This window comes from Cytobacillus sp. EB106-05-05-XG126 (genome assembly GCF_058791715.1).
Genome location: NZ_JBYTDU010000003.1, coordinates 314,219 through 325,645, shown reverse-complemented (window position 1 = coordinate 325,645; position 11,427 = coordinate 314,219). Strand labels below are relative to the sequence as shown.

Here is an 11,427-nt window from a genome sequence, read left to right as displayed (position 1 = left end):
CCCCTAGGAGCCGCAGCTAGATTGGGCAGTTTGACCCCCACTTATCCTCCTTTGATTCCTCTGAGTCTTGAAGTGGGTCTTACTGCGCGTTAGACTGCGATAAATTAATTACCAGCCAATATCACTTAATGGAATGAAAGTCGGGATCATGCTTCCGTCATATTCTTTCGTGATGAAATCAGCTACATCATCTTCCTGGTAAAGTTCTGCAATTCTCTTAAGCGTTTTGTTATCTTTGTCTTCTGTTCGGACAGCAATGATATTTACATACGGAGTAGCGGTTTCGCTTTCAATAAAAACTGAATCCTTAGTTGGGTTAAAGCCTGCATCTACAGCAATTCCGTTATTGATTACAGATGCAGAGACATCTGGAAGGGCACGCGGCGTCTGCGCTGATACCATTTCTACAAATTCAAGGTTCTTCTTGTTTTCAACGATTTTATTTAAGTCCAGATTTCCGTCATAGTCCTCGGATAATTTGATCAGGCCGGCTTCCTCCAGTAAAAGAAGGGCTCTTCCGCCATTAGAAGCATCATTTGGAATGGCGATCTTGCCGCCTTCCGGAATGTCTTCTACAGATTTTACTTTCTCAGAATAAAGACCCATTGGTGCTAAAACAGTTGTCGCAATCGGTGTAAGATCCATATTATGCTCTTTAATAAAAGTGTCGAAATAAGCGACTGTCTGGAATGCATTTACATCAAGATCACCTTCTGCAAGGGCAACGTTTGGCTGTACATAATCAGAGAATGTAACAACCTCAATTTCAATGCCTTCCTTTTCAGCTTTTTCTGCAATAAAGTCCCAGATGCGTGTATCTGATCCGCTGACACCCAATTTAACCTTCTTAGTTTCTTCTCCGCCAGTTGTGCTTGAGCATGCCGCAGTGAACACAGCCAATGCTAAAATAATGAATGATAAAAATAGTTTTTTCATGATGTGTTTCCTCCTAAGTTATCTTCTTCTGATTTTTTTGGATAAAATATTTCCGAATGACTGCAGGCCTTGAACCATGACCACTAAGATTGCAACGGTAATCAGCATGACGGTTGTATCGAATCGCTGATAGCCGTATGTAATGGCAAGGTCACCAAGGCCGCCGCCTCCGACTGCCCCGGCCATGGCTGATGCTCCGACCAGACCAATTGTCGCAATAGTGAAGCCTAATACCAGCGAACTGAGTGCTTCCGGAATCAGGAATTTAAGGATAATCTGTCCCGGTGTCGCTCCCATTGCTTCTGCCGCTTCAATGACTCCCGGATCAACCTCAAGCAATGAATTTTCTATTAATCTCGCAATGTATGGTCCTGCATAAAAGACGAGCGGCACTACGGCTGCAGCAGTTCCAATCGATGTTCCGACAATCATTCTGGTGATTGGGATGATCGCTACCATTAAAATGATGAATGGGACTGATCTGAAAATATTAATAATGCTGTTTATGATGTTAAAAACAACGGTGTTTTCCAGCAGATGCCCTTTCCTTGTCACAACAAGCAAAATCCCAAGCGGCAGTCCGATAAGAGCTGAAAACAGCAATGAGAATGCCACCATTTGGACCGTTTCGATTAAGGCTTCGATGATTTTTTCCTGGTTAACTAGCACGTGATGTCACTTCCTTTATTGAAACTTTTTCCTGGCTGATGTACTGAATAGCACGCCTGATTTCACTGTCCGGACCCTGGAATTCGACAATCAGGTTGCCAAATGGTGTTCCCTGTAATTCAGTAATATTTCCAAACAGGACGTTGAAGTCGATATTAAACTTTTTGGCGACCTGAGAAAGCAGCGGCTGCCCGGCAGAGTTTCCGACAAAGTTGATTCTGAATACCTTTTGAAGCCCCTGCTGTTTTTCAATTACTTGCTTAATGGAGTCAGGTATTTGATCATTCATAACCGTGCTGACAAAGTTTTTCGCTGTTTGTGTTTTTGGTGAAGAAAAGACATTGAAGACGGTTCCTTCTTCAATAATTTTTCCTGCTTCGATGACAGCGACACGGTCACAGATTTCCCTGATTACAGACATTTCATGGGTAATGATCAGAATGGTAATGTTGTATTCTTTATTTATTTTTTTCAGCAGCTGCAGGATCGAGCTGGTAGTCTGCGGATCCAGAGCTGAAGTAGCTTCATCACATAATAGAATGGAAGGCTGGGTTGCCAGCGCCCTGGCGATTCCGATCCGCTGCTTTTGCCCGCCTGACAGCTGATCGGGATAACTGTTCGCCTTGTCGGCAAGCCCCACGAATTCTAATAGTTCATGGACACGCTTTTTGATTTTATCTTTAGGGATCTTAGCCAGTGTGAGCGGCATCGCCACATTGGCAAACACGGTTTTGGAGTTTAAAAGGTTAAAATGCTGAAAAACCATCCCGATGTTTCTTTTCACTTCACGAATTTCTCTTACAGATAAAGCCGTCAGATCATGTCCGCTGACAATGACCTTTCCTGAAGTCGGCTTCTCCAGCCAATTGACACAGCGGATCAAAGAACTCTTTCCCGCACCGCTGAAGCCGATCACCCCGAAAATTTCACCCTTATTAATCTTTAAATCTATTCCATCCAGAGCAGCTACCTGCTGACCTCCGCTTTCATAGACCTTCTTTAAATTCTGAAACTCTATCATGCAGCATCTCTCCTTTGATGGTGTCAGGTACCAATACCACTTAAATGAACTGGTATAGGTGCCTGTCACCTTTTGTTATCTAATTATTCCTATGCGAAAACTAAGAATTATATCCTGAAATTTACCCCTTCCGCCAGAAGAGGTTTTTTGAAATCCTCTCCTTATCTTCCAGGCTATTCGCCTGCTGGATTTGGCACAGTGCAGTCTGCCTGCTGCCGAAGCTTCATTGGGCCAGGTCCCTCTGCTTCTCTCGATAAGAATTATTCATATGTTTATGAATAGAATCTTGATGTAGTATTTTTCCGCATAAAACAAAAACCCTCTTCTAAAGAAAGAAGAGGGCAGCATTTATCAATGGTCCTCTTCTTATCTTTCAAGCAATGCTTGCTGGATTTGGCACGGTACACTTTTGTCCGCTGCCGAGGTGTCATAGGGCCAGTCCCTCAACCTCTCTTGATAAGAAGATTTTTACTATGCGGTTGTTAATATGTTTATTACTTTACCATCTTAAAGAAAAGGATGTCAATCATATTTTTCAAATATTTTCACTTGATTCATTTTCATAAATTTCAGTAACTTCTTTAGAGCTATCTTTTCGGTGAATAATCACCACACCCGCTAGAGCGATCATCCCACCCACAATGGATAACATAGCTGGCACCTCCCCCAGCCAAATCCACGCAATGACAAACGCCATTACTGGAGTCAGATATAGAGAGCTCACCGCTTCAGACGCCCCCCCTATGGATGCAAGAAAAGCCAGGGCAATATATGGAATTACCGTCGGAAAAATCCCCAAATAGAGGACACTTAAAGTGGATTCGGCCGAAGCATGAAAGATCTCATTTCCGAGCCCGGGAAGATAAACCAGCATTAAAGCAGTCCCTGCCCATACCGTATACAATGTAAATGACAAAAATCCGTATTTATTAAAATATTTAGTCTGAAATACGAAATAGATGCTTTCTGAAATGGAAGCAAGGAGGACGAATAAAATACCGGTTTGGATCACAAACCCGCCTCCTGTACCAAGCGATATTAGTGCGGCACCCGCAAAACTGACAGCGGAACCAGTCCACCTTGCTCTTCCAAACCTTTCCCTTAAAAATAAAGCAGCCAAAGCAGCCGAAAAGATTGGAGTCATTGAGACAATCAAGCTTGCCGGTCCGGCGCTTACTGTTTTTTCTCCCATATTCAGTGCTGTATGATAAACCGTAAAACCAAGGAATCCCAGCATAAAAATAGCAGGAAGATCCCTTATATCCGGGAGGCGCACCTTCTTTACCAGTGCGAAGACACCAAGTGCAATAGAGCCAATTAATAGCCTGAAAAGGGCAAGGTGTTCCGGGGAGTACGATTCAAGCCCAGCCCGGATTCCCGGGAATGCGGATGCCCAGAGAATGATAATAGAACTATGCGCCCCGATAATCATAAATTTTTTATTTGCCATCTTCATCCCCCTTATCAGCATTTCCAGCCATTATCAGTGCTGCTTTTCAGGATAATCAATAACTGATACAATGTCCTCAACCAATTAGAAAAGAATTTTGCCAGCCAATTTTCATAAAGGCGGTTATATGGATGGATAAAGCACAATTGCCAAAATATCAGCAAGTTATGGAAACGATTAAAGGAAAGATATCCAAAGGAGAATGGCCAATCGGAAGTAAAATTCCAAGCCAGCGGAAACTGGCTGAAGAGTTTGGAGTAAACCGAAGCACCATTATCACTGCTCTGGAAGAACTTGCAGCAGATGGATTACTAGAGGGGAAAACAGGGGTTGGCACTAAGGTTATTAATAATACATGGACTCTGCTCGCTTCAAGGCAGTCTGCCAGCTGGAGTGAGTATATCGATACAGGGATACACAGAGCCAGCGAAAAAATTGTTCAGGAAATTAATGACTTAGAAAATGACCCCGCTTTTATACAGCTCAGCAAAGGAGAGCTTTCCCCAGAAATTTTCCCTGTACAAACAATGCAGAAAGTTCTAAAGGAAGCTGCTGATGAATTGAGTGAACTCGGTTATGAGGAACCAAAAGGGTTTTTGCCATTAAGACAGGCAGTCAGTGAGTATTTGGCAGCATCCGGAATCTTCACTTCTCCTTCCTCGATACTTATTGTTTCGGGAGGGCTGCAGGCACTGCAGCTTGTTTCACTCGGACTTGTGCAAAGAGGGGCACCCGTATTTCTGGAAAAGCCCTCTTACCTATATTCTTTACAGCTTTTCCGGTCTTCTGGCATGAATTTAAAAGGATTGCCAATGGATAAGGAGGGAATTATCACGAAAAGCATCTCTTTGAAGAAATACGAAAAAGGGAAATCCATTTTATACACGATTCCTTCCTATCATAATCCTACTGGAATTTTAATGACAGAAAAAAGAAGGAGGGAACTGCTTGATGCGTGCAGAATAGAACAGCTGCCAATTGTGGAAGATGATATTTACCGTGAGCTATGGCTTGATGAAAAGCCTCCGCCGCCATTAAAAGCAATGGACAAAAACGGCCAGGTCCTTTATATGGGAAGCTTGTCAAAAACATTGAGCCCCGGACTTCGAATAGGCTGGGTAGCAGCACCTGAACCTGTTATCGACCGGCTTGCCGATCTTAAAATGCAGACTGACTATGGTTCAAGTTCACTTTCACAAAGGGTAGCTGAAAAATGGCTGTCCACCGGCCTCTATCAAAAGCATATGGAAAATGTACGTGAGAAGTTAAGAATTCGTCGTAATACTGCCCTGAATGCATTAGATGCTCACTTGTCCGGGATAGCAGAATGGAATTACCCAGAAGGAGGCTTTTTTATATGGCTGAAAGTACCGTCCAATATTCCAATTCGAAGTCTCTATCGGCAGGCTATTTCAAGAAAGCTGCTGATGAATCCAGGCAGCATATACAGTGACGGACCGAATCATTATATACGGATTTCGTATGCTTATGCCCCGCTGGGGGAACTGGAGGAAGGGATATTCATCCTTGGAGAGGAAATAAAAAAGCTCCTGTGATTATAGTACCTAACGAGGTATCCTTTTCGATTGGCATAGAGTGAAATTTATCCTATATGTCAATCTAAACATGTATTGTATAATGATGGAAAAGTGTCATTTTTCAAAAAAGGAGGGACAAAATGATTAGGACCGAGAATCCGGCAGATTTATTCGCGGACAAAGTCGAAGCGAGGAATATGCAGCTGGCCATTCAGCATTCCAGCGACGTAATTGCAAGAGTGACAAAAGAAGGCATTGCTTTATATGTCTCCCCTTCCTGCCTGCCCACACTGGGGTATTCACCGCAGGATTTTTACCGGAGCAGCCTTTACTCATACTGCCATCCAAATGACCGGGATCTTCTAAGAGATGCACTGGCCGAGCTCGAACAGCTTCCGCATAATCGGGAGACTTTTCGTTTCAGGCATAAGGAAGGACATTATTTGTGGCTGGAAGCCAATTTTTCAGTCATTAATGACGAAAAAGAAATGATTTGCATTATCCGGGATATGACACAGAGAATTATCATGGAAGAGGAAATTCTTGAAACACAGGAGAAGTACCGTTTTCTGGTGGAGTACTCCAAGGATACGATCGGAATGGTGACTCAAAAGGGGATTTGGACCTATATCAACAATGAAGGGAAGAAGCTCTTCGGGTATACGAGCATCAAAGAGATGATCGGCACCTCCCTCCACGACTACACTCCTCCTTCAGATCATTCCACCCTCGATGATTTTCTGCAAACAAAGCTGAGCGTGAATTTTGAGCTTAATCTGATCCGGACTGACGGACAATTAAGAAAAGCCGAAGTCCAGCTGATTCCAACCACTTTCAAGAACAGAAAGGTCTACCAGATCATTATCAAAGATGTAACCGGACAAAAGAAGACTGAAGAAAAGCTGCAGAATGCTGAAAAACTTTCCGTGGTCGGCCAGCTTGCGGCAGGCATTGCCCATGAAATCCGCAACCCGCTTACAGCCATAAAAGGCTTTACACAGTTATTATACGAAGAACATAAGGACAATTTCGCAGAGGTTATTCTAAATGAGCTGGAACGGATTGAAGGGATTGTCAATGACCTGCTCGTTCTTGCCAAACCTCAAATAACCGAAATGGAAGAAACCTGCCTGACAAACGTAGTAAAGAGTGTGATTACTCTTTTAAACAGCCAGGCAGTCATGGAAAATATTCTGATCGAATTAACTCAGTCACCCGGCGAATTCTTTGTGAATTGTGAAAAAGATAAAATTAAACAGGTGCTGATAAACATCATTAAAAACTCAATGGAAGCTATGCCAATGGGCGGCAAAATAAACGTCGATATCCGCCAGGAGGACCATTCTGTCATCATAACTGTCGAGGATGAAGGAATCGGCATACCGGAAGAACGCCTCGACAAACTGGGAGAGCCGTTTTACAGCACAAAAGAAAAAGGGACAGGCCTTGGCATCATGATCTGCAAAAAAATCATTAAAAACCACGGCGGAAACCTATACATCCACAGCAGGGAAAATGAAGGCACAACGGTCCGGATTACACTGCCGCTTGCCTGAATAAAAGAAGCCAGATGACTGAGCTGGCTTCTTATTTTTGAAGGATGAACTCCTGTTCCTGCCTCTCATCCCCAATATGTATCCTTTCCTTGTAAAAAATCTCGTCCTTTGACATCAGCAGCACAGTTGAACTCCTGGTTCCGTAGCCATCGCTTTTGATAAATAATGGAGACAGCATTCGTTCCCATTCAAGTGAAACTCCTGTTTTCGGAAGCAGCTCATCCGGGGCAGAATCTGCATTCCGGAGAAGTGTGAACAGGGTTTCTGTTAAGTTTCCCTCTGCATTATCTATGAGAGCAGATAAGCCCTCCTTCCCTTTTTTTACCTTTGGCCATTCGGTATCGAGCACATGATTGCTGACCCCGTATATCCCCGGCTGAAGTAGCTCTACCCTATCCTCCACGTTTGAATAATAAAAGAGTTCCTCCAAGTTTCCCGTCAGCAGATTGTAGCCGGGATAGCTGCTGCGATGTTCAGATGCTCTGTTCATAAAGTCAGCAGGCGAAGCACTGCCTATCAAAAAGTCCCCCACCAGATCCCCTCTTGACCTCTTGCCTTCTGTCACTTCATTTGGATCACGGTAATTTGTCAGAGCTGCAAATCTGCCATTCTTAGTGACACCCATCCACGTTCCCATCTTCCTCAAATCACGTCCGGCGAGAATGTGGGGATGGTCCTCCCAAAAATGTGCAGGTGCAGTCGGACGCTCGTAAAATTCGTCGCGATTGGCTGCAACAATCAGCTTATATTTCGGATGGGCTTTGTATGCGAAAAGGATTAGACACATGGGGATCACTGCTTTCGTTTTATTTTCATTATAACTTTACATGCAAATACAGCAAAAAGCCCCTTTCTGCAAAGGAGCTTCCCCATCTTCACGTAACCGTCTCCTCGAGCCGGGCTGCTTTCCTCGCCCTTAAAAACCGTATTGTATTTAAAACAATCGTTTTAGTCACAGCATAGGTAGGAATCGCCAGGATCATACCAAGAATTCCGGCAAGGTTGCCTGCAACCAGCAATAGGATAATGATGGTGGCCGGATGTGTGTTTAAGGTTTTGCCGAGAATCAGCGGTGACAGCACGTTCCCTTCAACCTGCTGGGCAATCACGATGACCACGACAACCAGAAGGGCCTTAGTCGGAGAGTCAAAAAGTGCGACGATTACGGCCGGGGCACCGCCAAGAAATGGTCCGACATAAGGAATGATATTCGTGATGGCCACAATCAGCGCCATAACCAGCGCATAAGGCAGATCGATGATTAAATAACCGATAAATGATAGTGTCCCTACAAACAGCGCAACAGTAATCTGCCCCTGAATGTAAGAAGAAAGGGTTTCGCCTGTTTCCTTAAGGGTTTTAACCCCTTCTTCCCTGTAAGCAACAGGAAGAAACTTTGAAACGGCGGCAGGAAACTTATCGCCATCTTTGAACATATAAAACAACAGGAATGGCACCGTTACAATCGTAATCGCAATATTGGTGACCAGGCTGACAATTCCTGCTACCCCCTGCGTCACACGGCTTGGGAGGGTATTGGCATATTCCATAATGCGGGCTTCAATTTCTTCAAGCAATATGTAGTCCTGCGTCAAAAACCATTTAAACTCTTCAGTGTTAGACATTGAAGTGACAAAGTCTCTTGTCGTTTTCGCGTATTCCGGAAGATCATTGAATAATTCAGTAACCTGTCTGCTGATAAGCGGGGCAATGTTACCAATTACCAGCATCACTAAACCGACAACAGCTGCATAAATGGTTAAAATAGCTGCCGTTCTTGGCACCTTATAGCGCTGCAGCAATCTGACCAGCGGATTCAATAGGAAATACAGAAACCCTGATATAATGATTGGGAAAAAGAGAGTAGATACAAAGATACCAACCGGTTCAAACAGAAAAGAAATTTTTGTTGATACATAGATAATGGTTAAGATAATCAGCAATTGCAAAGTCCAGTACTGCAATTTTTTCTTTGCCACAATGTCACCTTTTTCTTTGGATGGATTAACTAAAGGATACCATATTCGCGTGTTTGCTCCTACGAAGATGCTACTTCTTTTACGAATAGGGATGGAAAAGGTTTCGGAAAAGATGAGAAATTTCTTTTGGACTCACAAATTTCCACATCAGGGAATATCACTTACAAAAATAACACTTTTTGGTTTATAACTCACATGAAACAGGGTATAAAGAACTATATAAATTCCAGGAGTGAACAAGACATATGACCACATTAGACATTTTTAAGAAAGAACTCAATCTGCTGACAGTTGAAATGCAGCGCTGTAATAATTCAAGAATAAAAAATCAAATTCTTAGTGATATTCTTCTCATCCAGAGTGCAGTTATAGACATTCTCATAACTGCTGAGCGAGCTATTCATAAAAAAGTTTAACAGAGCCCGAAATTAAAAGAGCCGCTCAGCAGCTCTCTATTCTTTGCCATAAATTAATAAAACTTCTTAACACCAGCAATCCTCACCTTCACACACTACAAAATCATGATACCGGAATAATGTGACCGGATCCGCCTGCTCAAGCCCCGGCACGCCGGGATTATAGATGCTTCCGCCCACAACGGATATTTCGAGAAGACCGCATGCCGGTTTACAATCATGGCCGCATAATAGAAAATCCCCCTTTGCTACAATACGAACCACCGCATTTCCTTCATTGCTTCCCAAGCTGCACACTTCTGGAATATCGCTTTCTATTCTGGTGCATGTATGGGGCTTTAACTCAAATGTCCCCAAATTAAATTCTTTTTCCGGCAGGTTTTTGATTACACAGATTCCATTCTTTTTTAGCGCAGGTGTGTAGGGCTGGACACATACTCCCAGTTTTACAGATGCCTTCAGCTTCCTGCCTGTTGGGTTGCTGATGATTATAATAATCCTCTCATTCTCTCTTCCAACCTGATATTCACAATCGGTTTCCAATGGTACAAGAAACGGGCCCGTTGTTATGACTGCCTTATCCGCTTGCTGGTGCCTTTCTTTGTAATTATTTAACATAATTAAACTCCTTTACTATTTTTTGAGTGGAAAGCGTTATTCTCCTTTTTATTATTAAATTCAATGTGATGGCAAATGGAGTAGGCGAATAGTATAAATTATCAATAAAAAGGCCATTTTTCTTCTAAGGAGGCTGAAGAATGAAGATCGGAATTAATCTGCTCACTCTCACACAAGAGCGTTTTGGAGGTGTAGAACAGTATATAAAAAATTTGATTGCCCATCTTGCTGACAGCGGAGAAAACCTTACCTTATTCCTTTTTCTCAGTAAGAAGATGAAGAACATTTTTCCCCCACATGAAAAAATTCAAATCCGAACGGTAAGAGACCCGGCTCAAATTCATGAATCCATCCGGCAATGCCAGTTGGACCTCTGGTTTTGTCCGGTGCACAAATCGTATATTCCAAATATTCGTGTTCCCTGCATTGTAACGATTCATGATGTTCTTCATACAGCATATCCCGATTTTGTACAGGGAGGACTAGAAGAAAATAACCGGTACTATCATCAATTTGCTCCGTCTTTTAAAAAAGTGATTACAGTCTCGGCCTTTTCCAGGAATGCCATTGCTAATCAGCTCTCTATCCCAAAAGAGAAGATTCATGCCATTCACCCCAGTGCACCAGCTATATTTGATAAAGTTCCTGCAGATGTGATAAGAAAAAAGGTGAAACAAAAATATCAGCTGCCCGAAACATATGCCATCTATCCTTCCAGTTTTAATCCGCACAAAAACCATCAAAATCTCCTTAAAGCCATTCTTATATTAAGGGAAAAATACAAAACTCTATTACCAGTTGTCCTGACTGGTTATGCAGATAAGAAAAGTGGAATTTATCGGTCTGTATTGCTGTTTATAAAAGAACACTCATTAGAAAATCAAATCCGGGTTTTAGGGTATATAAAGCCGGATGAAATGCCTTCTCTTTACTGGAATTCCAGCTTTTTAGTCTTCCCTTCCTTATATGAAGGTTTTGGCATTCCCCTGGTGGAAGCACTTAAGGCCCAAAGGCCGATCGTTTGTTCAAACAGGGGGAGCATACCGGAAATCGCAGGCGATGCAGCTCTTTATTTTAACCCGGAAAGCCCCGAGGAAATGGCGTTGAAAATGAAAGAAATGTTAAATCCCTTAATAAGAGAAAGGCTTAGGGAAGAAGGCCGCCTTCGATCACAGCAATTTTCCTGGAAAAAGACTGCCGAAGAAACGCTGCACGTTTTTCGAAGTGTGATCGAGAAACGTTGA

General features: G+C 42.9%; 11 protein-coding genes and 2 riboswitches. Of the genes, 4 read left to right on the top strand and 7 right to left on the bottom strand.

Annotation, left to right across the window (positions count from 1 at the left end; translation table 11 throughout):
- Positions 1-108: 108 nt before the first annotated feature.
- From AC3WTL_RS14585 to AC3WTL_RS14570, 4 genes are all read right to left on the bottom strand, one after another.
- On the bottom strand, positions 109-936 hold the full coding sequence (locus AC3WTL_RS14585; protein ID WP_222498957.1) for a MetQ/NlpA family ABC transporter substrate-binding protein: 828 nt from the start codon (positions 934-936) through the stop codon (positions 109-111).
- Positions 937-954: 18 nt separating this feature from the next.
- Positions 955-1,605: a methionine ABC transporter permease gene (locus tag AC3WTL_RS14580; protein ID WP_035329251.1), complete on the bottom strand. Its 651-nt coding sequence runs from the start codon at positions 1,603-1,605 to the stop codon at positions 955-957.
- Entirely contained in the window at positions 1,595-2,626 is a 1,032-nt protein-coding gene (locus AC3WTL_RS14575; RefSeq protein WP_252219837.1) for a methionine ABC transporter ATP-binding protein, read from the bottom strand. Before AC3WTL_RS14575 ends, AC3WTL_RS14580 begins: the two co-directional genes overlap by 11 nt.
- Positions 2,627-2,784: 158 nt before the next feature.
- Positions 2,785-2,886, bottom strand: a riboswitch (SAM riboswitch).
- A 103-nt stretch (positions 2,887-2,989) separates the two neighbouring features.
- A riboswitch (SAM riboswitch) is annotated at positions 2,990-3,089 on the bottom strand.
- Between the two features lie 72 nt (positions 3,090-3,161).
- Positions 3,162-4,076: a DMT family transporter gene (locus AC3WTL_RS14570; RefSeq protein ID WP_492369649.1), complete on the bottom strand. Its 915-nt coding sequence runs from the start codon at positions 4,074-4,076 to the stop codon at positions 3,162-3,164.
- Positions 4,077-4,207: 131 nt separating this feature from the next.
- Between AC3WTL_RS14570 and pdxR the strand changes: the two genes are divergently transcribed.
- Both pdxR and AC3WTL_RS14560 read left to right on the top strand, forming a co-directional pair.
- On the top strand, positions 4,208-5,632 hold the full coding sequence (gene pdxR, locus AC3WTL_RS14565) for a MocR-like pyridoxine biosynthesis transcription factor PdxR (protein WP_492369648.1): 1,425 nt from the start codon (positions 4,208-4,210) through the stop codon (positions 5,630-5,632).
- A 122-nt stretch (positions 5,633-5,754) separates the two neighbouring features.
- Positions 5,755-7,170: a PAS domain S-box protein gene (locus AC3WTL_RS14560; protein WP_492369647.1), complete on the top strand. Its 1,416-nt coding sequence runs from the start codon at positions 5,755-5,757 to the stop codon at positions 7,168-7,170.
- A 31-nt stretch (positions 7,171-7,201) separates the two neighbouring features.
- Here AC3WTL_RS14560 and AC3WTL_RS14555 read toward each other — a convergent pair whose 3' ends face one another.
- Positions 7,202-7,957 carry an NRDE family protein gene (locus AC3WTL_RS14555; protein WP_492369646.1) on the bottom strand — a complete coding sequence of 252 codons (756 nt, stop codon included), beginning with the start codon at positions 7,955-7,957 and terminating at the stop codon, positions 7,202-7,204.
- Between the two features lie 88 nt (positions 7,958-8,045).
- Positions 8,046-9,149 (bottom strand): AI-2E family transporter, encoded by a 1,104-nt coding sequence (locus tag AC3WTL_RS14550; RefSeq protein ID WP_492369645.1) that lies wholly within the window; start codon positions 9,147-9,149, stop codon positions 8,046-8,048.
- 245 nt (positions 9,150-9,394) lie between these two features.
- Here AC3WTL_RS14550 and AC3WTL_RS14545 point away from each other — a divergent pair, with 245 nt between their 5' ends.
- A complete protein-coding gene (locus tag AC3WTL_RS14545; RefSeq protein ID WP_492369644.1) occupies positions 9,395-9,565 on the top strand; it encodes a hypothetical protein in 171 nt (56 codons plus the stop codon).
- 66 nt (positions 9,566-9,631) lie between these two features.
- On the opposite strand, the gene AC3WTL_RS14540 is transcribed toward AC3WTL_RS14545, so the two are convergent.
- Positions 9,632-10,183, bottom strand: a complete 552-nt coding sequence (locus AC3WTL_RS14540) for a hypothetical protein (protein ID WP_248349571.1) — start codon at positions 10,181-10,183, stop codon at positions 9,632-9,634.
- Between the two features lie 140 nt (positions 10,184-10,323).
- Here AC3WTL_RS14540 and AC3WTL_RS14535 point away from each other — a divergent pair, with 140 nt between their 5' ends.
- The gene (locus tag AC3WTL_RS14535) at positions 10,324-11,427 is read left to right on the top strand and encodes a glycosyltransferase family 4 protein (protein ID WP_492369643.1); all 1,104 of its coding nucleotides are present in this window, start codon (positions 10,324-10,326) and stop codon (positions 11,425-11,427) included.

Bases quoted from the DNA above. Each gene is read 5' to 3' on its own strand.
- AC3WTL_RS14560 (WP_492369647.1), top strand. From the start codon at position 5,755: ATGATTAGGACCGAGAATCCGGCAGATTTATTCGCGGACAAAGTCGAA.
- AC3WTL_RS14555 (WP_492369646.1), bottom strand. From the start codon at position 7,957: ATGTGTCTAATCCTTTTCGCATACAAAGCCCATCCGAAATATAAGCTG.
- AC3WTL_RS14585 (WP_222498957.1), bottom strand. From the start codon at position 936: ATGAAAAAACTATTTTTATCATTCATTATTTTAGCATTGGCTGTGTTC.
- AC3WTL_RS14575 (WP_252219837.1), bottom strand. From the start codon at position 2,626: ATGATAGAGTTTCAGAATTTAAAGAAGGTCTATGAAAGCGGAGGTCAG.
- AC3WTL_RS14570 (WP_492369649.1), bottom strand. From the start codon at position 4,076: ATGGCAAATAAAAAATTTATGATTATCGGGGCGCATAGTTCTATTATC.
- AC3WTL_RS14545 (WP_492369644.1), top strand. From the start codon at position 9,395: ATGACCACATTAGACATTTTTAAGAAAGAACTCAATCTGCTGACAGTT.
- AC3WTL_RS14540 (WP_248349571.1), bottom strand. From the start codon at position 10,183: ATGTTAAATAATTACAAAGAAAGGCACCAGCAAGCGGATAAGGCAGTC.
- pdxR (WP_492369648.1), top strand. From the start codon at position 4,208: ATGGATAAAGCACAATTGCCAAAATATCAGCAAGTTATGGAAACGATT.
- AC3WTL_RS14535 (WP_492369643.1), top strand. From the start codon at position 10,324: ATGAAGATCGGAATTAATCTGCTCACTCTCACACAAGAGCGTTTTGGA.